The sequence below is a fragment of the Saccharopolyspora soli genome (genome assembly GCF_022678645.1).
In the GTDB taxonomy this organism is placed as follows: Bacteria; Actinomycetota; Actinomycetes; order Mycobacteriales; family Pseudonocardiaceae; genus Saccharopolyspora; species Saccharopolyspora soli.
Window position 1 is genome coordinate 136,726 of sequence record NZ_JALBWV010000014.1, and the last position, 21,183, is coordinate 157,908.

The 21,183-nt window shown below is 68.2% G+C and carries 22 protein-coding genes and 1 pseudogene; 13 read left to right on the top strand and 10 right to left on the bottom strand.

Going from position 1 to position 21,183, the window contains the following annotated elements; translation table 11 throughout:
• Nucleotides 1-21 precede the first annotated feature (21 nt).
• The gene (locus MOQ72_RS13395; RefSeq protein ID WP_242183683.1) at nt 22-843 is read right to left on the bottom strand and encodes a class I SAM-dependent methyltransferase; all 822 of its coding nucleotides are present in this window, start codon (nt 841-843) and stop codon (nt 22-24) included.
• Nucleotides 844-1,262: 419 nt separating this feature from the next.
• On the opposite strand from MOQ72_RS13395, the gene MOQ72_RS46045 reads away from it, so the two are divergent.
• Complete coding sequence (locus MOQ72_RS46045) at nt 1,263-1,571, top strand: four-helix bundle copper-binding protein (RefSeq protein WP_504980361.1); 309 nt, start codon at nt 1,263-1,265, stop codon at nt 1,569-1,571.
• An 84-nt stretch (nt 1,572-1,655) separates the two neighbouring features.
• Here the strand turns inward: MOQ72_RS46045 and MOQ72_RS13405 are convergent, their stop codons facing one another.
• Entirely contained in the window at nt 1,656-2,255 is a 600-nt protein-coding gene (locus MOQ72_RS13405; protein ID WP_242183688.1) for a class I SAM-dependent methyltransferase, read from the bottom strand.
• A gap of 169 nt (nt 2,256-2,424) precedes the next feature.
• Between MOQ72_RS13405 and MOQ72_RS13410 the strand changes: the two genes are divergently transcribed.
• Entirely contained in the window at nt 2,425-3,009 is a 585-nt protein-coding gene (locus MOQ72_RS13410) for a helix-turn-helix domain-containing protein (RefSeq protein WP_242183690.1), read from the top strand.
• Nucleotides 3,010-3,047: 38 nt separating this feature from the next.
• On the opposite strand, the gene MOQ72_RS13415 is transcribed toward MOQ72_RS13410, so the two are convergent.
• The 3 genes from MOQ72_RS13415 to MOQ72_RS13425 all read right to left on the bottom strand — a co-directional run bounded on the left by MOQ72_RS13415 (nt 3,048) and on the right by MOQ72_RS13425 (nt 7,729).
• On the bottom strand, nt 3,048-4,562 hold the full coding sequence (locus MOQ72_RS13415) for a xylulokinase (protein ID WP_242183691.1): 1,515 nt from the start codon (nt 4,560-4,562) through the stop codon (nt 3,048-3,050).
• A gap of 142 nt (nt 4,563-4,704) precedes the next feature.
• Nucleotides 4,705-5,898: a CaiB/BaiF CoA transferase family protein gene (locus tag MOQ72_RS13420; RefSeq protein WP_242183692.1), complete on the bottom strand. Its 1,194-nt coding sequence runs from the start codon at nt 5,896-5,898 to the stop codon at nt 4,705-4,707.
• 109 nt (nt 5,899-6,007) lie between these two features.
• Nucleotides 6,008-7,729, bottom strand: a complete 1,722-nt coding sequence (locus MOQ72_RS13425; RefSeq protein WP_242183693.1) for a thiamine pyrophosphate-binding protein — start codon at nt 7,727-7,729, stop codon at nt 6,008-6,010.
• A gap of 508 nt (nt 7,730-8,237) precedes the next feature.
• On the opposite strand from MOQ72_RS13425, the gene MOQ72_RS13430 reads away from it, so the two are divergent.
• The 5 genes from MOQ72_RS13430 to MOQ72_RS45175 all read left to right on the top strand — a co-directional run bounded on the left by MOQ72_RS13430 (nt 8,238) and on the right by MOQ72_RS45175 (nt 14,063).
• A complete protein-coding gene (locus MOQ72_RS13430) occupies nt 8,238-9,665 on the top strand; it encodes an MFS transporter (protein WP_242183694.1) in 1,428 nt (475 codons plus the stop codon).
• 130 nt (nt 9,666-9,795) lie between these two features.
• A complete protein-coding gene (locus tag MOQ72_RS13435; RefSeq protein ID WP_242183695.1) occupies nt 9,796-11,004 on the top strand; it encodes a CaiB/BaiF CoA transferase family protein in 1,209 nt (402 codons plus the stop codon).
• A 54-nt stretch (nt 11,005-11,058) separates the two neighbouring features.
• Entirely contained in the window at nt 11,059-12,093 is a 1,035-nt protein-coding gene (locus MOQ72_RS13440; RefSeq protein WP_242183696.1) for a MaoC family dehydratase, read from the top strand.
• Between the two features lie 102 nt (nt 12,094-12,195).
• Nucleotides 12,196-12,909 (top strand): GntR family transcriptional regulator, encoded by a 714-nt coding sequence (locus MOQ72_RS13445; RefSeq protein WP_242183697.1) that lies wholly within the window; start codon nt 12,196-12,198, stop codon nt 12,907-12,909.
• A 224-nt stretch (nt 12,910-13,133) separates the two neighbouring features.
• Nucleotides 13,134-14,063 (top strand): hotdog family protein, encoded by a 930-nt coding sequence (locus MOQ72_RS45175; RefSeq protein WP_242183698.1) that lies wholly within the window; start codon nt 13,134-13,136, stop codon nt 14,061-14,063.
• A gap of 30 nt (nt 14,064-14,093) precedes the next feature.
• Here MOQ72_RS45175 and MOQ72_RS13455 read toward each other — a convergent pair whose 3' ends face one another.
• Nucleotides 14,094-14,408 carry an EF-hand domain-containing protein gene (locus MOQ72_RS13455; RefSeq protein ID WP_242183700.1) on the bottom strand — a complete coding sequence of 105 codons (315 nt, stop codon included), beginning with the start codon at nt 14,406-14,408 and terminating at the stop codon, nt 14,094-14,096.
• A gap of 173 nt (nt 14,409-14,581) precedes the next feature.
• A complete protein-coding gene (locus tag MOQ72_RS45180) occupies nt 14,582-15,124 on the bottom strand; it encodes a ClpX C4-type zinc finger protein (RefSeq protein WP_242183702.1) in 543 nt (180 codons plus the stop codon).
• A 131-nt stretch (nt 15,125-15,255) separates the two neighbouring features.
• On the opposite strand from MOQ72_RS45180, the gene MOQ72_RS13465 reads away from it, so the two are divergent.
• On the top strand, nt 15,256-15,693 hold the full coding sequence (locus MOQ72_RS13465) for a P-loop nucleotide/nucleoside kinase family protein (RefSeq protein WP_242183703.1): 438 nt from the start codon (nt 15,256-15,258) through the stop codon (nt 15,691-15,693).
• Entirely contained in the window at nt 15,690-15,896 is a 207-nt protein-coding gene (locus tag MOQ72_RS13470; RefSeq protein WP_242183706.1) for a hypothetical protein, read from the top strand. Before MOQ72_RS13465 ends, MOQ72_RS13470 begins: the two co-directional genes overlap by 4 nt.
• A gap of 213 nt (nt 15,897-16,109) precedes the next feature.
• Here the strand turns inward: MOQ72_RS13470 and MOQ72_RS13475 are convergent, their stop codons facing one another.
• Nucleotides 16,110-16,367 (bottom strand): PLD nuclease N-terminal domain-containing protein, encoded by a 258-nt coding sequence (locus tag MOQ72_RS13475; protein WP_242183707.1) that lies wholly within the window; start codon nt 16,365-16,367, stop codon nt 16,110-16,112.
• A 474-nt stretch (nt 16,368-16,841) separates the two neighbouring features.
• Here MOQ72_RS13475 and MOQ72_RS13480 point away from each other — a divergent pair, with 474 nt between their 5' ends.
• The 3 genes from MOQ72_RS13480 to MOQ72_RS13490 all read left to right on the top strand — a co-directional run bounded on the left by MOQ72_RS13480 (nt 16,842) and on the right by MOQ72_RS13490 (nt 19,930).
• A complete protein-coding gene (locus MOQ72_RS13480; RefSeq protein WP_242183708.1) occupies nt 16,842-18,398 on the top strand; it encodes a tannase/feruloyl esterase family alpha/beta hydrolase in 1,557 nt (518 codons plus the stop codon).
• A 389-nt stretch (nt 18,399-18,787) separates the two neighbouring features.
• Nucleotides 18,788-19,117 carry an MFS transporter gene (locus MOQ72_RS13485; protein WP_242183709.1) on the top strand — a complete coding sequence of 110 codons (330 nt, stop codon included), beginning with the start codon at nt 18,788-18,790 and terminating at the stop codon, nt 19,115-19,117.
• A gap of 90 nt (nt 19,118-19,207) precedes the next feature.
• Nucleotides 19,208-19,930: a mechanosensitive ion channel domain-containing protein gene (locus tag MOQ72_RS13490; RefSeq protein ID WP_242183710.1), complete on the top strand. Its 723-nt coding sequence runs from the start codon at nt 19,208-19,210 to the stop codon at nt 19,928-19,930.
• Nucleotides 19,931-19,999: 69 nt separating this feature from the next.
• On the opposite strand, the pseudogene MOQ72_RS13495 reads toward MOQ72_RS13490, so the two are convergent.
• Nucleotides 20,000-20,218 (bottom strand): annotated as a pseudogene (locus MOQ72_RS13495) (amidohydrolase family protein); the annotation flags it as partial.
• A 75-nt stretch (nt 20,219-20,293) separates the two neighbouring features.
• Nucleotides 20,294-20,437: a hypothetical protein gene (locus MOQ72_RS13500; protein ID WP_242183712.1), complete on the bottom strand. Its 144-nt coding sequence runs from the start codon at nt 20,435-20,437 to the stop codon at nt 20,294-20,296.
• A gap of 56 nt (nt 20,438-20,493) precedes the next feature.
• Here MOQ72_RS13500 and MOQ72_RS13505 point away from each other — a divergent pair, with 56 nt between their 5' ends.
• Nucleotides 20,494-21,090 carry an LppU/SCO3897 family protein gene (locus MOQ72_RS13505; RefSeq protein ID WP_242183713.1) on the top strand — a complete coding sequence of 199 codons (597 nt, stop codon included), beginning with the start codon at nt 20,494-20,496 and terminating at the stop codon, nt 21,088-21,090.
• The last annotated feature ends 93 nt before the right edge of the window (nt 21,091-21,183 follow it).

Sequence of the window (21,183 nt, forward strand, 5' to 3'; positions counted from 1 at the left end):
CGGCGGTTTCCGGTAGGAGGGTCAGAATCGGTAGCGGAGCACTGCGGTGCCTTTCCGGGATACCGCCGCGCTGCGGCTGGCCAACCGGCTGAGCACCCTTGTCAGCAGCGGCGTTTGGGCGACTTCGGGCATCCGCGTCGCGAAGATCTCCTCGACCAACTCGAGGTCGGGGTCCCAGCGCTCGGGGTCGCGCGGGTCGTCGAAGCCGCTGTTGCGCACCAAGTCGGCGATGGAGCGGGTGCCGCGGAAGTGCTTGATGGCCCAGACGGCGAACTTGGGGTAGGTGTTGAACGCCACCTCTCCGCTGGGGAAATGGCTGGTCAGCCGGTTCAGCAGGGCTGAGAAGTCGGCGTCGGCGAGGAACGCGACCAGTCCGTCGGCGACGATCACCGCTGGCCGGTCCCCTGGCACCTCGTCCAGCCAGTGCGGATCGGTCAGGTCCGCGGCGATGCCGTGTTCGTTCGGGCGCGTCGGCATGGTCTCCCGCCGCACCTTTATGACCTCGGTGAAGTCGATGGCGTACCAGTCCGTGGTGTGCGGCGCGTCGATGCGGGAGCTCCTGGGGTCCAGCCCCGCGCCCAGGTCCAGCACCACGGCGTCGGGGTGCCGGGCGACGACCCCGCGCACCACGTCGTCGAGCATCTTGGTCCGCAATGCGATGTCGAAGGACTTGCTCGATGGCATTGGGAAGTCGGCGAGGTCGTACCCGATCTGCCGGACGATCTCGGCGGAGGCGGTGTCGCCGAGGACGGGGTTCGGTGCGCGGCTGTCCAGTGCCCGGCCAGCCAGAGTCAGGTACAGGCTCTCTTCCACCGGCGTGAAGGCCGGGAGTGCGCTCGCCATGGCGCGATCCTCCGAGGTGCGGTTGCGCGTCGAGGTTTTCGACAGTTGGAAACTATGTTGCGTTTCCGGTCAAGTCAACGGTAATGGTGCACAAATATGCCACATTTACAAGGAAAATCGCAGAACGTTGCAATGACTGAGGCGATTGCAATGCGTTGGGTCGGACGGCTGGGGCGTTGCAACGGGGATCGGCGCGCGGAGGTGCGCATGCCTGGCTGGGCGGCGGTCCGCCGCAGACCACGACATGCGATCTCGGCTGGTCAGGGGTACGCAGGACCCCTCGGGGCGCAATCCGGCGTCCGGCGCGACCAGTCTGGTCGGAGAAGATCGTTGGAGGTTCACAAATGACACGTCAGATGAGCACCGAAATGCAGCAGTGCATCGAGATGTGCAACAAGTGCCACGACATGTGCGAGCAGATGTTGTCGCGTTGCATGGAGACGCGCGGTGAGCAGGCCATGCAGATGAGCATGATGATGATGTCCTGCGCGGACATGTGTCGGATGTGCGCGGACATGATGATGCGCTGTTCGAGCATGGCGAAGGCCGGTCCGGACATGGTGCAGATGTGCGTCCGAATGTGCGGGATGTGCGCGGACATGTGCGAGATGACGGCCGAGATGTGCAACCGGATGGGCACGAAGGAGATGACCGAGCTGGCGGACATGATGACTCGCTGCGCGGACATGTGCCGCCAGATGAAGCCCCAAGCAATGCAACCGGCCTGACCGAAACCACGCCGCGCCCGCTACCACCGGAGCAACGGGCGCGGCCCGGTGGCCGCGCGTCGCGGAACCGCTGCGGCTCGCCGCTCAACGCAGGCGTTGTGCCCTCAGGACGATGTCGTGTGCGTGGTGCGTGCCCGCAGGCGCCGGAGCGGTTCGCGGGCGGGTTTCGTGAACCTGGACGGTCCAGTTGTCGTCGAGGAACCGGGCGATGTCGGCGGGCAGGTAGTAGTCGTTCGGGTCGAAGCCGTGGTCGCGGTCTGGCGGTAGGTCGGCCGGGTCGTGACTGGCGATGAGGAGGGTGCCGCCGGGCGCGACGGCCGCCAGCAGGCCGCGCAGCGCGGTGTGGTCGGGCTGGTGTTGGAGCGGGAAGTACTGGGCGGACACCAGGTCGAACGCACCGGCGGGTGGTGGCGTGGCGGTCAGGTCGGAGCGCGTCCACGCCACGCGGCCGGTGGTGTCCGCGGCTGCGGCGCGTTGCAGGGCGACCCGGGAGATGTCGGCCGCGGTGACCAGCCAGCCGAGCCGGGCCAGCCAGAGCGCGTCGGCGCCTTCGCCGCATCCCACGTCCAGCGCTTGCCCTGGCGGTAGGTCGGTGACTTCGGTGACGAGCACCCCGTTGGGTGCGCCGCTGAATAGCTGGTCACGGCTGAGGTAGAGCTCGTCCCAGGTCTGTTGGTTCGTCATCTTCGCTCCTGGTGTGGATCAAATGCCGTGGCACCGGTCGCCCGCGATGTGTTCGCAGCTGCGGGCTTCCGATTCGGGTGAGGGGGCCGCGCCGACCACCTCCGACACCAACCTGCCCGCACCGGCAACCGGTTGACAAAGATCTTTGCGGAAACTGCAAAATGGCAGCATGAGCGACGAATTCGACGCCGTGCTCGACGCGGTCGGCCCGCGATTGCGCGAGTTGCGCCGCCGCAGCGGAGCCACCCTGACCGCGCTGTCGGAGACCACCGGTATTCCGGTCAGCACCCTGTCCCGGTTGGAGTCCGGACACCGCAAGCCGGGCCTGGAACTGCTGCTGCCCCTGGCGCGCGCCTACCAGGTGCCGCTCGACGAACTCGTTGGCGCACCGGCCAGCGGTGACCCACGGGTGTATCCGCGGCCGATCGTCCGCAACGGCATGACCGTCATCCCGCTGACCCGCAAACCCGGCGGGCTGCAGGCGTTCAAGCAGATCCTCCCGGCCAGTTCGGACGAATTGGAACCAGAAACCCGATCGCACGAGGGCTACCACTGGCTGTACGTCCTCAATGGACGATTGCGCCTGGTGCTCGGCGATCAGGACCTCGTCCTCACCGCCGGTGAGGTCGCCGAATTCGACACCCATCTCCCGCACTGGTTCGGCAACGCCGACTCCCGACCGGTGGAATACCTGAGCATCCTCGGCCCGCAAGGCGAACGCTTCCACCTCAGAGCCCGCTACCGCCGCTCCTGAGATGCCGTCCAGTCGCGCCTGCGCACGACGCGGCCAGCTCAGGGGATGTGAGTGCCTGCGGTGTCGGCGCGGTCGGCGGCCTCGCGGGCGGCACGCCAAGCGGCGTACAGCGCGTCGTAGTGCAGGGCCCGTTCGTGGGCGGGATCGAGCTGTTGGAACTCGCAGGCGATCCGAGCGCGGGCGTCGTCGAGGTCGTGGGCCAGTCCGGAGCCGACCAGCGCCAACGCGGCGGCGCCGAGCAGGGTGACCTCGGGTTCGGCGCACACCAGGGTGGTGCGGTGCAGCACGTCGGCGCGCAACTGGGCGGTCGTCCGCGAACGGGCCGTGCCGCCAGCGAGAACGATCGGCAGCCGGGCCGCGCCCAGGGCCGGGGAATCGAGCAGGTCGATGCCCTCCCGGACGGTGTACGCGGCACCTTCCTGAGCGGCGCGCAGCAGATGTGCCGCGGAATGCTCGGGGCGCTGCCCGATGACTCCGCCGCGGTCCGCGGGCCGCCAGCGGGGAAACCTGCTGCCGGTCATGGTGGGCAGGACCAGCAGTCCATCGGCGCCGGGCGGGATCCTGGTGAGTTCGCTGTCGTCGACCGCGCCGACCAGCGACCGCCACTGGGCGACAGCGCCACCGGTCATGCCGCTCGCGCCGCCAGCTATCCAGCGCTCGGCGACCAGCGCGGGGTTGACCATGGCCTGGGCCGGCGCCTGATCGGGGTGGTCGATCAGGCGGCCGACGACGTCGGTCGTGCCAGCGACATCGGCGATGGCGGCGGCGTTCGAGCCCAGCAGCAAGCCGATCCCGACCGAACCGTCCGGGCCACCGGCGACCACGGGCGTACCGGCCGGGAGTCGGCAGGACTCGGCCGCTGCCCGGCTCAGCCTGCCGACGATCTCCGACGGCGCGGCCTGTCTGGGAAGCCAGGCCGTGTCGAGGCCGAGTGCCTCGGCCACGGCGGTGTGCCACGCGCGGGCGGTGACGTCGGAGATGAGCGTGTAGGCGGCGTCGACGGTGTCGGTGACGACTTCCCCGCTGAGCCGGGCGATCAGGAAGTCCTTCGGCGAGAGCAGGTGGCGGACCCGCCTGGCCAGATCGGGGGAGCTGGCCAGCGCGAGCGCGTAGGCGAGGGCACCTCCGGTGAGGGCGGGCCGTCGCGCGGCGTGCAGCAGGCTGGTCTGCAACCGCTCGTCGATCGCGTGCAGTTCGGGGATGCCCCGCTGGTCCGACCAACCGCCGCTGGCCTCGACCGGGCGGATGTTGGCGTCGACAGCGACAGTGCCGATGTGCGCCGAGATCCCGATCGCCGCAGGCGCGGGCCGTGGGCCGGGGGCGCGGTCGGTGTCGGCCAGCGCGGCGATCGCGGAGCGGACCTCTTCGAGCAGCGTCTCGGCGTCGAAGTATTCGCCGCCGACCGAGGCCCGCTCGACGCGCGAGCTGACCGCGACCTCGCCCCGTGCGGTGACCAGCGCGGCGCGAACCGCGGAGGTGCCGACATCGACCGCGACGACAGTGCCGCCGCACGCGGCGGTGGCGGCGCTGCTGCCGCTGGCGGCTGTGGTCATCGGACCCTGCGCATTCTTGGAGCCTCTCTTCGAAGTGGCTGTGGGACTCGACCGCTGCGGGTTGGTGGGCGATTTCGCGCGAAATCGGCTGGTCCACGACCCGCACCGGCATCGTCGTGCTACCGCGCGGCGGTGTTCGGGGTCAAATGACGCCGTCGTCGGCGAGCGCCTTCAGCTCGACGTCGGTGCGGCCGAGGATGTTGCGGTAGACGTGCTCGTTGTCCTCGCCGACCAGTGGTGGTGCCTTGCGGACGGTGGGTGGGGTCTTGTCCATCTTCACCGGGTTGCCGGGCAGGCGGATCGCGCCGAGGTCGGGGTGCTCGGATTGCACGATCATCTCGCGGGCCGCGATCTGGTCAGAGGCGGCGATGTCGGCGATCGTCTCGACCTTGGAGAACGGGATCCCGGCGGCATCGAGCACCGCGGCGATCTCCTCGCAGGTGCGGGTGGCGGCCCAGTCGGCCACGGCCTGTTCGAGGGCCGCCTGGTTGGCCATCCGGCCCGGCACGGTGCGGTGCTCGGGGACCTCCAGGAGGTCCTCGCGACCGATGCCGCGGCACAGCTTCGGGAACAGCCCGTTGGTGCCCGCCTGGATGTAGATGTCGCCGTCGCGAGCCTGGTAGACGTTGACCGGGGCGGTCAGCAGGTCGCGGGATCCGCTGCGCGGCATGTCCATGCCGAGCATCAGGTGCGCGATCAGGCGGGTGCCGAGGGTGGCGAACATGGCGTCCAGGGAGGCCACGTCGACCCGTTGCCCTTCGCCGGTTCGCTGTTTGTGCATGAGCGCGGCGAACGTGCCGATCGCGGCCTGGTAGCCGGTGACGTAGTCGGCGATGTAGGTACCGGTCAGGGTCGGTTTGCCGTCCGGCTCGCCGGTGATCGCCATCAGCCCGGACGCGGCCTGCGCGATCGCGTCGAACAGCGCCCGCTTCGACAGCGGGCCGGTCTGCCCGAACCCGGAGATCGAGACCAGGATGATGTCGGGCTTGAGCTCGACCATCCGCGCGTAGCCGATGCCCATCTTCTCGATCGTGCCGGGCCGGTAGTTCTCCACGACCACATCGGCCCAGCGGATCAGGTCTTCCAGGATCGCCAGCGCTCGCGGGTGTCGGGTGTCGAGCGTGGCGCCGTACTTGTTGCGGTTGTAGAGCATCGTGTAGACGCTCTCGCCCTGGTAGTACGGCTCGTGGTGGCGGGCGTCCTCCCCGTCGGGCCGCTCGATCTTCACGACTTCCGCACCGAAGTCGGCGAGCACCTGCGCGCAGCTCGGCCCGGCGATGAACCGCGAGAGATCGAGCACCTTCACCCCGTCGAGCGGGCTGGGCGATCCGGACATCAGTTTTCCTTCCCTGGCCGACCGGTGTTCCCGGTCTGGATGAGCTGACCGGCCGGTGCCGCAGCCAACCACGCGACCGGACCGGTCGCGTGGTCCGGCGGCCGGAGAGTCAGTCGGCGTCCTGCCGCGGTGTCGGCGCGGCGGCCTCGAACGGCACGAACGCCGGATAGGTCCAGGCGTTGGCGGCGCGGTCGAGGACCACGTCGATGACGAACGGCTGGGAGCTGGCGAAGGCGTCCTTGACCGTTGCGACGAGGTCGTTGACGTCGGTGACCCGTTCGGCGGCCAGGCCCATGCCCCTGGCGACCTGGGCGAAGTCGACGTCGTGGAAGTCGACGCCGATGGTGCGGCCGTTGAAGTGCAGGACCTGCTCCTGGCGGATGTTGCCGTAGCTGGAGTCGTTGAGCACGACGATCACGACCGGGCCGCCCCTGCGGGCCAGCGTCTCCAGCTCGCCGAGGCTCATGCCCAGCGAGCCGTCGCCGATCAGGGCCAGGACCGGTCGGTCCGGCTCGGCGGAAACCGAGGCGATGGAGGCGGGCAGGGCGAAGCCCATGTTCCCGAACCCGACCGGCTTGATGTACCGGTAGGGCTTCTCCATCTCCCACAGGAACGACCACACGCCCGGATTGCCCGCGTCCGGGATGAGCACCGTGTCGGTCGGCGTGACATCGCGCAGCGCGCGGACGACCACCGCGGGTGAGATGGTGCCCTCGTTCTCCGGCTCCAGGGAGGCGGAGAGGTCCCACCACTCCCGTTCGGCCTGCTGCAACGACTGGATCCATCCGCTCCGCTTCGACTTGGCCTCGGTGGCTCGATCGGCGGTGGCGGCGACGAGGTCGTTGCTGAACGCCGCGAGGTCGCCGACCACGCCGGTGGTGACATCGGCGTAGTAGCGCCCGATCATCGCGGGGTCGATGTCGACCTGGATGACCTCGGGCAGGCGCAGGCGCCACCGGCCGGTGGACACCGCGTTGAGGCTGTTGCCCAGGGCGAGCACCAGGTCGGACTCGCCGATCACGCGCGTGGTGAGGTTGGTGCCCATCCGGGAGAGCGCACCGAAGACCAGCGGGTGGGTGGTGGGGACCGCGCCCATGCCGTTGAAGGTGGTGATCACCGGGATGTTCAGGGCGTCGGCCAGGTCGAGCACCGCATCGGCTGCTCGGGCGCGGTTGCCGCCGTTGCCCAACCAGATGACGGGCTTGTCCGCGGCGAGCAGCCGCTGCGCTGCGGCGCTGATCTGCTTCGGGGCGGGAACGGGCCGGTGGCCGACCCAGGATCGCGAGGGGTGCATCCGGGGGAGCGCGGGTGGGTTGTCGACGACCTGCTCGATCGTGTCGCGCGCGAAGTCGAGGTGGACCGGGCCGGGGTTGCCGGTCATCGCGTTGATGTACGCCTCTTCCACGGCCTGCTTGATCGCGGAGCCGTGCGCGACCAGCCGCGCGTATTTCGTGAAGGGCGCGAAGATCTGGACGTGGTCGGCGTTCTGCGCGTCGTCCTTGTGGATGTTCTCGCCGTGGTTGTTGCAGGTGATGATGATCGCCGGGCTGGAGTCGCGGAACGCGCCGCCGACGCCGGTGAGCAGGTTGGTCGCGCCCGGCCCGGTTGTCGCGATCGCGACGGCGGGACGGCGGGTCAGTCGGCCGTACGCGTCGGCCATGGCCGCGGCCGCCCCCTCGTGCCGGGTGTGCACGAACTCGATCGACGGGGTGTCGATGATCGCGTCGGTGATGGCGAGGGTCTGTCCACCCACGACGCCGAACACGTGGGTGACGCCGAGCGATTCGAGCACCTTCACGACCAGCTGACCGCCGGTGATCTTCTCCGACATTCCACTATCCCTCTCGGTTCACGGTGAGCAGGCCAGGCGTCCACCGAGGCGACGCGAGGCCGTGATCGTGCTGGTCAGGCGCAGCGGCGCAGGAACGCCGACGGTCCGGGCTGGCAGTCGAGATAAAAGTCTAGTTGACTAGATTTATGACCGTACGCAGTCATCGGCGAGGGTGTCAACGGTCGACATCCCACGCCGTCCGCCCCACGTGCCAGCACCTCCCGGCCTCTTGCCGAACAGCGGAACACCGCCTGTCGCTGACCTGTTCCCGCGGAGCGGCGCCGGACCACCTCGTCGAAGTTGCCCCTTGACGCCGTTCGCGCGGCATGGCTTTACTGTACGCATCAAAGACTAGTTGTCTAGTCTTTTTTGGTTCGCTGCTGATGTCCGGGCCGCCAAGCCCACCGCGTGTTGCACGACAGCACCAGCGAACTCCCCAGGACCTGCCCGGTGGACGTCCAACCCTTCAGATGTGACCGTCTGAACCGACATGACAACGGAGTCGGCAATGTCCATTGACCCTGCACCCGCTTCCCCGACCGGCGGGGGAACGCCCGAAGCGACCAGCGACGGCGTGACCGCGGCGACCGAGGTGGGACGCCGCACGCTCGCCCGTCGCGCGGCGGTCGCCAGTCTCGTCGGGACTGCCGTCGAGTGGTACGACTACTTCATCTTCGGGACAGCCTCCGCGCTGGTGTTCGGCAAGTTGTTCTTCCCGGGCAACAGCCCGGTGATCGGGACACTGTCCGCGTTCGCCGTGTTCGGCGTCGGATTCTTCGCACGTCCGGTCGGCGGCATCGTCTTCGGGCACCTGGGTGACAAGATCGGCCGCAAGGCCGCCCTGGTCACGACGCTGCTGATGATGGGGACGGCGACCTTCATCATCGGCCTGCTGCCGACCACCGAGACGATCGGGCTCTGGGCGCCGATCCTGCTGGTGCTGTGCCGACTGGTGCAGGGCCTTGGGGTCGGCGGTGAGTGGGGCGGTGCCTCGCTGGTGGCCGTCGAGTTCGCGCCAGCCGGGAAGCGCGGCGCGTACGGGTCTTTCCCGCAGGTCGGCAACGCCGTCGGGCTGGTGCTGAGCACCGGGATCTTCGCATGGGTGTCGACCCTGCCCGAGGAGCAGCTGATGTCCTGGGGTTGGCGCGTCCCCTTCCTGCTCAGCGCCGTCCTGATCGCCGCTGGCATGATCATTCGGCTCAAGCTGACCGAGACGCCTGCTTTCCAGGCCGCGCAGCAATCCGTCGAAGCCGAGCAGGACGCCAAGGAGAAGTTGCCGCTCGCCGAGGTGCTGCGGCGGTTCCGAAGGCCGCTGCTGCTGGCCATGGGCATGCGGGTCGGAGAGGTCTTCGCCGGATACATCATCCTGACGATCGGTTTGACCTACGCCACGACCTACACGGAGCTGCCGAAGACCGAGGTGCTGCTCGCTGGCACCGTCGCGGCGATCCTCGCGGTCTTCGGCTACTACATCGCCGGTGCCTGCTCCGATCGCTTCGGGCGCCGGGCGGTGTTCATGTTCGGCGCGGTGGCCGGACTCGTCCTCATCTTCCCGTTCTTCGCGGTCCTGGACCTCAACTCCGTCCCGCTGATGTTCTTGATCTACGTCGGGATGTACACCGTGTCGGTCGGCCCGATGTACGGGGTGGAGCCAGCGTTCTTCTCCGAGCTGTTCGGGACCAAAGTCCGCTACACCGGCGTCTCGCTGGCCGCGCAGCTGCCCAGCGTCCTGATCGGGTTCTGGCCAGCCGCCTCCACCGCGCTGCTCGTCGCCACCGACGGCCGCCCCTGGCCGGTCGCGGCGGTCACGGCCGGGTTCATGCTCATCGGCCTGATCTGCGCGTGGCGGGCTCCGGAGACCAACCGGCTCGACATCGAGACGGCTGGCGGGACCAGCGATCAGCACGCCCTGCCGATCAGCCGGGAACGTTCGTGACGGACGCCACCGCCCGCTGGGGCGGGTTACCCGACCACAGTGGACACGTCATCGGCGCAGGACGTCGCCCGGTTCCTGGCGCGATCTCCTGCCCGCGAACTGCCGAGACCTCGACGGAGGTAGCACCGCCATGCCGACAACCCCCGACCAGTCCGACATCTCGCCGCTCGGCGGGATCCGGGTCCTCGACCTGTCCCGGTTCATCGCGGGCCCGCTGTGCTGCCAGATCCTCGGCGACATGGGCGCCGAAGTGATCAAGGTCGAACGCCCCGGCGGCGAGGACTCGCGCCGCCACGTTCCCCACTACCAGGGCCACAGCCTCTACACCCTCAACTACAACCGCAACAAGTACGGGATCACGCTCAACACCCGGCACGCCGAGTCGCTGGAGGTCCTCGCGGACCTCGTGCGCCGAAGCGATGTCGTCGTCGAGAACTTCCGTCCGGGCACGCTCGATGCGATGGGACTGGGCTGGGAGCGCATCCACGAGATCAATTCCCGCACCGTCCTGGTCTCGATCTCCGGGTTCGGGCAGACCGGGCCGAACCGGGATCGGGCGCTGTTCGACGCGATCGCCCAGGCCGCGTCCGGGCTGATGAGCATGACCGGGCAGGCCGACGGTGAGCCGACCATGGCGGGCGCGTTCGTGGCCGACCACATCGCCGCCTTCCACGGCGTGATGGGCACGATGCTGGCGCTCGCCGCCCGCGCCCGGACCGGCCAAGGTCAGCACGTCGACATCGCCTGCCTGGACGCGCTGTTCGCCTGCATGGGCACCCTGCCCTCGGCTTGGCGAATGCTCGGCCAGCAGACCGGGCGAAGTGGCAACCGCGACCACATCACCGTGCCAGCCAACACTTTTCCGACTGCGGACGGCCACGTCTACCTGCACGCGGGCACCGACGCGCTGTTCCCCCGCCTCGCCAAGGCGATGGGGCGGCCGGAGCTCGCGTCCGACCCGCGCTTCGCCGGCCAGCACGACCGGCTCGCCAACGTCGAGGCGCTCGACGACATCGTTCGGGGCTGGACCCGGCTGAGCACCGTCGAGCAGGTCGGCGGGGAACTAGCCGCAGCGGGTGTTCCGTACGCGCCGGTCGCCACCGTCGCCCAGGCCAGCGACTCCGCGCAGGTCCGCGCCCGCGAGATGATGATCGACGTCGAGCACCCGGAGCTCGGCACCCTCACCCTGCCGGGGATGGCCATCAAGCTCGGGGCAACCCCCGGCTCCGTCCGCAAGGCTCCGCCGCTGCCCGGCGAGGACAATGCGGACGTCTACAGCAGACTCCTCGGCTTCACCGCCGAGCGGCTCGAAAGCATGCGGGCCGACGGCGTGATCTGACCGCTGAGCGCACCCGGTCCGAGACAAGCTTCGAAAGCGAAGGAGAGGAACCACATGACCTGGCGCGACCTGACCGACCCGAGGCTCGTGGCCCGGGGAGTCGACCACGAGGCCGGGCTGAAAGAGCCGATCTTCGAAAACCTCGAAATCCCCGAAAAGCTCGGCCCGGCAACGGTTCTCATCGACGACCACAAGATCAAGCGATACGCGTTCACCCAGGACGACTACTACCCGTGGCACTTCGGCGGGAGTCCCTTCGACGGCCGGATCGCCCACGCCGGTCTGCTGTCCAACGACCTCGTCCAGTTGTTCACCACGGTCTACGCCGCCAGCCAGACCGTCGGCCTGCACACCGAGGAGCAGCTCTGGTTCGACAGCCCGGCGCGCCTCGATGACGAGGTCACCCTCTCCGGCGCCTACGTCGAGTCCTACACCCGGCGCGGCTTGGACTACGTCGTCATGGAAGCCCAGGCCACCGGCCCCGGCGGGCGCAGCATCCTGCGCCACCGCGGGGTGGAGATCCTGCGCACCCAACCCGGCGACGTCGCGGGTCGCGGCCAGACCTCCGCGGCAGGCGGTTCTGGACGGGTCGACGGGAGCTACGACCAGACCGCGCCCACCGCCATCATCGGCACCCCCTCGCTGCGGTCCGGGGCGCCGCTGCCCGTCGTGCGCGTGACCATCACCCAGGAACAGGCATCGGTCTTCTCCCGGTCGGGCGAGTACGTTCGCAACACCCACAACGATCTCGCCGTGGCACGCGCGGGCGGATTGCGCATCCCCATCGTCCAGGGCCAGCAGCAGTGCGGTTTGGTGACTGGCATGCTCACCCGGTTCTTCGGGGCGGACTTCTTCACCAGCGGCTGGTTGCGGGTCAAGTTCGTCAACCCCGTCGAGGTCTTCGAACCACTTGAGGTCGGTGGTGCCGTCAAGACCGTCACACCGCTCGCCGACGACCGGATCGCCATCGATGTCGAGGTCTGGGTGCGTCGGGCCGACGGCGAGCTCACAACGGTCGGCTGGGCCCGCGCCACCACCCCGGCCAGCGGGGCGGTTCTCGCCCACGCACCCACTGCGGGCGGCGCTTGACCGGGCCTGCGGCAACCTCGGTCCGGATCGGCCAGCCGGGAGGTACCCTGGCACTGGCCGACCGTGCCGGTCATCCGACACGATTCCTAGGAGCATCCCGCCGTGGCCACGCGCCCGATGTACGAGGTCATCAGAGCTGATCTGGTCGAGCAGATCACCACCGGCGCGCTATCGTCCGAAACCCGCCTGCCCAGCGAGAAAGAACTCGCCGAGCAGTACAGCGTCAGCCGCATGACGGTCCGCCAGGCCCTCGACGCGCTGGAACGGGACCGGCTCGTGGTGCGCCGTCGAGGTTCCGGGACCTTCGTCGCCCCGCAGCGCGTCCGGTCCCGGCGGCTAAACCGGCTCGGGCCGTTCCGCGACGACGTCGCTGGCAATGTCGACGCCGTCACCACCATCGAGCTCCGCCGCGAAGTGCTCAAACCACCAAGCGACATCGCGAAGGTCCTGGGCCTCGGCGCCTCCGATGAAGCCGTGCAGCTGGTCCGCCTGCGCACCGTCGACGACACCCCGGCGGCCGTGCAGGATTCCTGGATCCCTTGCGCGGTCGCGCCCGGACTAGTGCGGAGCAACCTCATCGACGGCTCGTTGTACCGCACCCTCGCCGAACGCTGCGGCGTAGCTGTGAGCTGGGCTGACCAGGAGATCACCGCCTCGCCCGCCACCAAGGAACTGGCGCGTTGGCTCGATGTCAGGGTCAATGCCCCGCTCATCGAAGCCCACCGCACCACCCACGACGAAGCCGGTCGCACCGTCGAATACGCCTGCAGCTGGACACGGCCGGAGTTCCCGTTCGTCGTGCGCCTCGACGCTTGAGGGGTGGGCCCCCCGCCTGTGCGGAGCCGCGGATCTGGGACTGCGCTTGGCAAATCCCGCTTGGCACGACTCGGCACGCCGGGAGTGACCAGGTCGTATCAGGTTTGACACCCGGCGGGGCCTGCCGCAGACTAAATGTCTAGATATCTAGTCAATCATCGCATCTGGTGCCGTGATCCGTGACGGCGTTCGGGCACCGACAACCATCGATGAGGAGGCCGGTAGTGCAGACCGCGAAGTGGTGGACGGGGACGAAGGAAGCCGTCTTCGAGAACATCGAGATTCCGGAACGATTCGGCCCCTTCGAAGTTGTGGTCGACGAGCGGATGGTGAAGAACTACGCCTTCGCCCAGGACGACGCCAGCTGGCTGGTCGACGAGCACGGGCGGCCAGCCGCCCACCCGGCCGTGCTGTCGAACGAGCTCCTCTTCCTCTTCTACTCGGTCTACGACGGGAACACCGCCCAGGGGTTGCACACCCATGAGGACCTCTCCTTTCACTCGCTCATCCGAATCGGCGAGAAGGTGACGCTGAGCGGTCAGTACGTGGCGACCTTCACGCGCCGCGGGAAGGGCTACGTCGTGATGGAAGCGGAGGCGCGGGGTGACGACGGCCGCCTGCTCATCCGGCACCGCGGCACCGAGATCATGCGGGTGCGGGCGGCGGATGTGGTGGGCCGCGCCACGGCTTCGCGGCCATCGCGGGTCGTCACGGGCGAGCAGCTGGACGTCGAGCCCGCGTCGAAGGCGTCGTTCGACCTCGCCGAGCGCACTCCCATCGTCCCGGTGACCAAGCAGATCTCCCAGGAGCAGATGTACGTGTTCTCCTGGGGCGGGCGCGGATTCTCCAACATCCACACCGATTTGGCTGGTGCGCGGCGTTCCGGGATGGATCGCACCGTCGCGCAGGCCATGCAGCAGGTCGGTTACCTCGCCCAGATGCTGACCGCCTTCCACGGTGCTGCCTGGATCACCGACGGCCACCTGTCGGTGAAGTTCGTCCACCCCTTCTACGTAGAAGACGAGGTGACGGCCCAGGGCGCCGTCCTGGGTTCCGTTGACCACGAGGGACGGCGTCATCTGGAAAGCGAGGTGTGGGTGGAGAACCAGCACGGTGAGAAGACCGCAGTGGGCTGGGCCCACGCCCCGGCCTAGCTTGGCGCCGGGGTGCTGTTCGTCGTTGTGCTAGCTCTGATCGGGTGCTGGCTCCGGGCGGGTTTTCAACAGCCCTGACTGGGCGGCCCGATCGAGGAACTCGTTGTAGGTGACGTAACCGTCGCCGTCCTTGTCGAGCTGCTGCATGAGGGTTTCGACGGTCTGCTCGATCTTGTCAGCGACTTCCCGCACCAGGTCCTCGGCCCCACCGTGCTGGGAAAGCTCGTTGAGGTACTTCAGCAGCAACGCCGTGATCTCATTGCGGTCGAGCACCCCGTTGGAATCGACGTCGGACGATGCGAAGAAGCTCCTGGGATCGAATTCGTACTTTGCCTCATCTGTCATTCTGGTTCCTCCGGGGCGACCGTCGGGACCGGATGGAACCCTCACTCGCAGGCTCCAGGCGGTCGAACACGCGCGTGAGCCTAGGGCCCAGCCGTCGCCGCCGAGCGGTGAAGCCCGAAATCCGCGCCGCGAGCGGCTTCGAAACCTGCCTTATTTGTTGGGAATATCCGAATTCAGCCGGGTTGGGCGGCGAGGACTTCATCGCAGAACTGCACGCAACCGTCGCAAATGCGCGCATCGGGACCGGCGACGAGCCGACGGACCTGGCTGCCGGGCTTGTCGCAGAACGAACAGGTTAGTGCGCTGGCCTGGGACTGCGGGGCGAGTGGTGTGCGTGGCGCGGCGACCTCGTCGGCCCCGTGGACGGCCTGGCGGGCTAGGGCGACGCAGCTGTCGCAGATGAACACGCCGGGGCCAGCGATGAGCTTGCCGACCGCGCTCTTGGGGGCCTCGCAGAAGGTGCATGCCATGTCGGCGCTGCTTTCCTGGCGAGGTTTCCAGCCCGCGGTGCCGCCGGAGGCTTCGACGATCTGATGCACGCGTTGGTGGCTGATCTCCAGGGCCTCGGCGATCTCCCGCATGGAAGCGCCGGTCAGATGCAGCCGCCGGACGGCCTGGTGGTAGTCGCTCTTGGCGAGTTCGGCGAGTTCCCGCGAAGCTGCCCAACGGGCACCGGCGTCACGCGCCCGGCGCAGCAACCGCTCATCAATGACCACGCGTCTAGCATAACTAGACACCGACGCGCGGGAAAGACGCACGACATGAAAGAGACTGCACCGCAACAGGAGGAGGCGAGCCAGTGACCCGCCAACCAGCCGGATGCGCCAGTTCGAGGAGCTTCATCATCGTGTCCGGCCTGCCGGGCAGCGGGAAGAGCACGTTGTCGACTGCTCTGGGAGATGGGCTCGCGATGCCGGTGATCAGCAAGGACGTCATCCTTGAGGCCTTGTTCGATTCCCTTGGTGTGGGTGATCATGCTTGGCGGCATCGATTGAGTCGATCTGCCGACGAGATCTTGCTCGCTGTGGCGGCGAGTGCGAACCGTGCTGTGCTGGACAACTGGTGGCACCACGACTCGGCACCTGATCGGCTGCGCCAGCTCAACGCGAGGCTCATCGAGGTCTACTGCGATTGCGACGTCGAAGTCGCTTGTGCGCGCTTCCGGGCGCGAGTCGACCGCATTCGCAAGACATTCCCGGGCCCGCTCCGACTCGGCGGCCCCTTGTTCGTTGTCGACACGACCAGCACTGTCGACATCAGCTCGCTGCTCGGCGAAATCAGATGAGGTTTTCCCCGCAGCGAGCAGCGAAGTCGATCGAGCAGCGTGGTTTCCGAGAACTCGTCGGGATGCTGCCCACGCAGCCGTGGGAAGCGGCGACGCAGCGCTGCGGTGATTTCGAAGGCGCCCCCCACCGTGGTGCCGGGCACGATGACGAACGAGATCCGGTCGGGATCGAGGTGATCGAGTCCGGCCACGTCGGCGCTTGATTCGACTGGCACGGTGTCTCGGGTCCGCAGTCGTGCGGGTCGATCTTCAAAGAACTCCAGTGGTTTCCAGTCAATTGGATCAATCCGAGGCGGAAGCGGCGAACATTCCGCACGGATTAAACCAGTTCCGATCTGATCGTGTCCACAGTGGAGTGTATGGCGGATCGGGTCTGGATATGGGCGAGGTAGGCACCGAGGGTCGGGGTGAAGGCGTCAGGCCGGGGTCCGCACGTCCTGCTTTCGCCCGACGAGGAACCACAGGAGCGGGCCGAGGAACGGCGCGCAGAAGGCGAAGATGATCCAGACCACCTTCATTCCGAAGCTCTGGCTGCTGCCCAGGATGCTGATCAGTGCGCCGACGAAGAAGACGACGTAGGCCAGGACGGCAAGACCGGTCACGGCGATGACCCCCAGCCCCCAGGCGGACTCGGTGCCCGGGGCGACGACGGTGGCTGCGAACGGGAAGTTCATCGGAGCATTCCTTTGCGGTAGAAGTGGAAGTTCGCCTTTCGACGTTGATCAGTCTTGCGGTGGTGCGGGTCAGCGCACATCAGCTCAGCAGTTCGTCTTGGGGTATCCCGGAGTCGTAGTTCCGTCAGCCTGGAGGCTGAGCCGATGGGCCGGACCGTGATCTCAGGGGCTGACCTCCGACACCACGAGCTCGCGCGCCAGCAATGCCGGCACGTCGGGGCGGATGTCCAAGTCGGCTGGGGCAGCGACATTTGTCGTAGCCAACCTGTGACGCAAGCAGCTGTGATCGCGAGCGCGACATGTGCGACGGTCGTCGCCAGGCGGTGTGGCGCGGTGCGCTGGACCTGCGCGTCCGGATCGAGGTCTCCGCCGGATGTGTGCCTGGTGCCGTTCGACACCGGTGGTGGTCTGCAGAGAGGTGGACACGGTCGAATGCGGTCACATCGACGTTTCCGGTTTCCCAGGCGCAGTGCGGTGGCGTTCGTCGCGGCGTTGGCCGCCAGCCTGGTCGTCGTCTCGGCCTCGGGTGGCAGTGCCGCCGAACGCGAGGCGTCCTACCCACCAACCAAGTCCTGCGGCAGCTTGATGGGGTTGTCCCTGCCGCGCACCACGGTCGACTCGGCGGTGGAGGATCCGGGGGATGCGACCACACCGCCCTCCTGCCGAGTCACGTTGACTGTCGCCGATCCGGTCGATCAGGGCGCGGTCACGGTGTGGGTCTACCTCCCGACTCGGACTTGGAACGGGAGGTTCCAGGGCGTCGGGGGCGGCGGTTTCCTCGGCGGCGACCCCGCGCGGTTGATCGATCCGCTGCGAGCCGGGTATGCGGCCGCGGCAACCGACACCGGCCACGTGGGCAATTCCGCGGAGTTCGCGTTGGACCAGCACGGCCGCCTCAACTGGCCGGGCATCGAGGACTTCGGGCACGAGGGCATCCAGGACATGACGACCGCGGGCAAAGCGGTCGTCGCCGCGTACTACGGACGGCACCCGGCCTACTCGTACTTCAACGGCTGCTCGACGGGAGGTCGGCAGGGGGTGATGGAGGCGCAGCGCCATCCCGACGAGTACGACGGGATCCTCGCGGGCGCGCCAGTGATCAACTTCCCGGAGATGCAGACCGGCCAGCTGTGGGGGCAGATCGTGATGCTGGAGCAGCAGAACCCGGTCGCGCCCTGCAAGTTCGAGGCAGCGGTCACGGCGATGGTCGACGCGTGCGACACCGTGGGTGACGGGGTGCGCGACGGTGTCATCGGCGAGCCGCTCGCCTGCGATTTCGACCCCGCCGCGCTCATCGGCCGGGAGACGCCGTGCGGCCCGATCACCGCGGCTGACGTGGACGTCATGCGCAAGATCGGCGAAGGCCCCAGGCGCGCCGACGGTGGTTTCCTCTGGTACGGACTAGCGCCCGGTGCGCCGTTCGCGGGCCTGAACGACACCGTCGAGGTGGATGGTCGGCTCGTGGGCAAACCGTTCGAATACGACCTGTGGTGGTTCAGCCTCTTCCTCGCCCAGGATCGGTCCTTCGACTGGACCAGCCTGACCTACCGCTCGTTCGAGGCGTTCTTCGACCAGGCGGACCAGATGTACTCCGACGTGCTCGGCGCCGACGCCCCGGACCTGTCGGCCTTCCAGGAGGCTGGCGGGAAAATGCTGCTGTGGCACGGGAAGGCCGACTTCGGCGTGCCCTTCCAGGGCACGGTCGACTACTACGAGCGGGTGCAGGACCGGCTCGGCTCGGGTCGGACCCAACAGTTCCTGCGGCTGTTCCTGGCACCGGGTGTCGGTCACTGCGGAGGTGGTGCTGGTCCCGCGCCAGCTGATCCGTTGGGCGCGCTGGTCAAGTGGGTGGAAGGCGGCAAGGCACCACGGACGCTGGAGGCCTCTCGGGTCGACGACGGGCAGGTCACGCAGACCCGCCCGATCTGCATGTACCCGTTCGTGGCCCGGTGGACCGGGTGGGGCGACGCGAACGACGAGTCCGCCTACCGCTGCGTGCCGGGCACGCGCTTGGAACGTCCGCGGGCATAGGCGACCAGCCGATTTCCCGGCCGACGTCCCAGTTCGTCGGCCGGGTCCGGCGTGCCTCACCTGTAGTCGTTCTCCTTGAGCTGGACCAGGTAGGCGCGCCGTTCGGTGATCTTGTGGTCGTCGTCGAAGACGAAGACCTCGCCCGCCACCACCCGCATCAATTCCCCTGTTCCCCTCTCTTCGTGCGCGCCTGCTGCGCGCCGCAACGCCGCTGGGCTCCGACTTCGTCCGGTTGTGGTGGGCATCGGCGGTCACCAACACCGGCGACGGTGCCCTGCTGGCGGCTGGCCCACTACTGGTCGCGTCGATCAGCAGCGATCCCACGGCAGTCGCCGGTGGTTTCGCCGCCCAGCAACTGCCGTGGTTGCTGTTCGCGCTGACCTCTGATCGTGGAGGCTCTGACCTACGCGGTGCTGGCGCTGACCACCAATCCCTGGATCGCTGGCGCGACGATGGTGCTGTTCGGCGTCCACGGCGTGGTGTGGGGATCGGCGGCGGCCACGGTGCGCCAGCGCGTCACGTCTGCGCATCTGCTGGGCAGGGTCACCGGCACCTACCGCCTCGCCGACCTCGGCGGAGCAGCACTCGGAGCCCTCCTCGGCGGCCTGCTGGCGAGCACCTTCGGCCTGCTCACACCTTTCTGGATCGCCTGCGCCGCAGTGGGAGTCCTCGCGATCCTCGGGTGGAAGCAGCTGCGGCACACAGCACCAGCGCTGTGAGCATCGGAACCGCCTGCCAAACCCGAATTCGCGCAAAGCAGACCCCCCACCACCTGATCGCGTGAGTGGCGCACGCCAGAATCCGATCCCATGGACACCTCGAAGGACAACGGTGCGGTCCGTGGTCGTCGGCGATGGAACCTCAAGACCGCGTTGAACCCACGCCGGTTCACACCCAGCGCGAAACGCGCGGTCATCACGTCCGCACTCGCGCTCGTGATGCTCGTGGCGGCCACCCCGGTGAATCCCGCGGCCCTGTTCCGCGACGGCCAGCCGTTGCAGAAGGCCGCCGCTGTTGGCGGCGCCGTGCTGTTCGCCGCGCTGGGCATGATCGCCGTGCACAACATCGCCAGGGAAGTCGGCCGCCGCACCCGGATCCGGCTGAGCGCGAGCCACGCTGGGGCGATCCGCCTCGCCATCTCCATCGTCGGCTACGCCACCGTCGCGATCTTGGCGCTCGACGAACTGGGCGTTCGGGTCGACCAACTCCTGCTCGGCGGCGCCGTGACCGGTGTCATCATCGGTATCGCCTCGCAGCAGTCGCTCGGCAACGTGTTCGCGGGCCTGATGCTCGTGATCTCCAGGCCGTTCACCGTTGGTGATCACCTGACGGTTCATTCGGGCTCCCTCGGTGGGCCGCTTGAGGGGTACGTGACCGAGATGGGCCTCGTCTACCTGACGCTGGAAGGCGACGACGGCGTGATCAGAGTGCCCAACACCGCCGTCCTCAACTCAGCGGTAGCGCCCAACAGCCGAGCCCACTCGGAAGAGCCAAGCCAGTCCGCCGAAACCGACCAGGCGAACACAGCCTGACGTTCGGCGGCCCTGCTCATCGGGACGCGTCCTATGTGGAATTAGGGCTGGGCATCGATGTTCGCGGGCCTACCGAGCGGAGAGCCGGGGCAGCAGCGCGTGCGCGTTGGTGTGCATGACCTGCGCGTGCATTTCTGGGCGGTCTTCGAAGTAGGCGTCGACGTTCTTCGTGTACCAGGCCGCTACTCCCGGAGTCACGGCGGGGAAGTCGGTGCCGAACAGGATTTGTTCGGCTGGCACGAAGTTCTCCAGCGCCGCGAGGTTGGTTTCGAAGCCGGAGAGCGCCGTTTCGTAGTAGTAGGTGCGGAAGTCGCGAAGGCGGGCCTCGTGGAGCGGCGAATCGACCCTGACGACTCGCGGCGGTCACGCGTCGCACTGACCGAGGACGGGGCGCGCACCACCGCTGCCGTCGCCGCGCACGTGCGACCCAACCTGGCCGAACGTCTGCGGCGCATCGACGCCGATCGGATCCAGGTCATCCTCGAAACCCTGGAAAGCCTCCGACATCACTCGTCGCGTTCAGCTCGGGAGCGGTCCCGGAAAGTCTGGTTAGGGTGCGCGACATGCACCGGGTCGTCAAGATCGTTGTCGTCGTGGCCGTGTTCGGCAGCCTGCTGTCGTGCACGGTCGAGATCGAAGGGGACGCCAAGTCGGCAACCACCGGCTCCGCGGAAACCAGCGCATCCGCAAGAGATCCCGAGGAGTCCGGGAGCTCGGGGTCCACTGTGAACACATTGGCCGACGTCGCGGTCGGCGACTGCATCGAGTTCATCAACCGATCGCCAGCCGACGTCGAGGTGGGCACGCTCGACTGCGCTGACCCCGACGCGGTCTACGAGGTCGCCGCCGAGCTGCCCAGCCCGACCGCCGCGTGTCCGACGGACCGGTACGACCGCTACCAGCAAACCGGTCGGGACGAGTTCGCGCTTTGCCTGATGCTGAACGCCGAAGAGGGCGAGTGCTTCGACGGACTGCTCGTCGGAGCGGGTGCCACCGGGCCGGTGCGGGCGGACTGCGCGGCAGCAGGGGCCGTCGTAACGCGGATGATCAACGGCGAAGCGACCGAGAGCGCCTGCGCGCCGGGCACTCCGATGCCACTGGCCTACTCGGAGCCCGCGCCGGGCCGCACGGTCTGCGTGGACGTCCCACGGCCAAGCTGAACCCAACAACCTGGTCGTGGGGGGGGGGGGGGGGGGGGGGGGGGGGGGGGGGGGGGGGGGGGGGGGGGGGGGGGGGGGGGGGGGGGGGGGGGG

What these genes read in the sequence shown, in the direction of transcription:
- MOQ72_RS13395 (WP_242183683.1), bottom strand. Translation starts at nt 843, where the DNA reads ATGGCGAGCGCACTCCCGGCCTTCACGCCGGTGGAAGAGAGCCTGTAC.
- MOQ72_RS46045 (WP_504980361.1), top strand. Translation starts at nt 1,263, where the DNA reads ATGTTGTCGCGTTGCATGGAGACGCGCGGTGAGCAGGCCATGCAGATG.
- MOQ72_RS13405 (WP_242183688.1), bottom strand. Translation starts at nt 2,255, where the DNA reads ATGACGAACCAACAGACCTGGGACGAGCTCTACCTCAGCCGTGACCAG.
- MOQ72_RS13410 (WP_242183690.1), top strand. Translation starts at nt 2,425, where the DNA reads ATGAGCGACGAATTCGACGCCGTGCTCGACGCGGTCGGCCCGCGATTG.
- MOQ72_RS13415 (WP_242183691.1), bottom strand. Translation starts at nt 4,562, where the DNA reads ATGACCACAGCCGCCAGCGGCAGCAGCGCCGCCACCGCCGCGTGCGGC.
- MOQ72_RS13420 (WP_242183692.1), bottom strand. Translation starts at nt 5,898, where the DNA reads ATGTCCGGATCGCCCAGCCCGCTCGACGGGGTGAAGGTGCTCGATCTC.
- MOQ72_RS13425 (WP_242183693.1), bottom strand. Translation starts at nt 7,729, where the DNA reads ATGTCGGAGAAGATCACCGGCGGTCAGCTGGTCGTGAAGGTGCTCGAA.
- MOQ72_RS13430 (WP_242183694.1), top strand. Translation starts at nt 8,238, where the DNA reads ATGTCCATTGACCCTGCACCCGCTTCCCCGACCGGCGGGGGAACGCCC.
- MOQ72_RS13435 (WP_242183695.1), top strand. Translation starts at nt 9,796, where the DNA reads ATGCCGACAACCCCCGACCAGTCCGACATCTCGCCGCTCGGCGGGATC.
- MOQ72_RS13440 (WP_242183696.1), top strand. Translation starts at nt 11,059, where the DNA reads ATGACCTGGCGCGACCTGACCGACCCGAGGCTCGTGGCCCGGGGAGTC.
- MOQ72_RS13455 (WP_242183700.1), bottom strand. Translation starts at nt 14,408, where the DNA reads ATGACAGATGAGGCAAAGTACGAATTCGATCCCAGGAGCTTCTTCGCA.
- MOQ72_RS13470 (WP_242183706.1), top strand. Translation starts at nt 15,690, where the DNA reads ATGAGGTTTTCCCCGCAGCGAGCAGCGAAGTCGATCGAGCAGCGTGGT.
- MOQ72_RS13475 (WP_242183707.1), bottom strand. Translation starts at nt 16,367, where the DNA reads ATGAACTTCCCGTTCGCAGCCACCGTCGTCGCCCCGGGCACCGAGTCC.
- MOQ72_RS13490 (WP_242183710.1), top strand. Translation starts at nt 19,208, where the DNA reads ATGGACACCTCGAAGGACAACGGTGCGGTCCGTGGTCGTCGGCGATGG.
- MOQ72_RS13500 (WP_242183712.1), bottom strand. Translation starts at nt 20,437, where the DNA reads ATGTCGGAGGCTTTCCAGGGTTTCGAGGATGACCTGGATCCGATCGGC.
- MOQ72_RS13505 (WP_242183713.1), top strand. Translation starts at nt 20,494, where the DNA reads ATGCACCGGGTCGTCAAGATCGTTGTCGTCGTGGCCGTGTTCGGCAGC.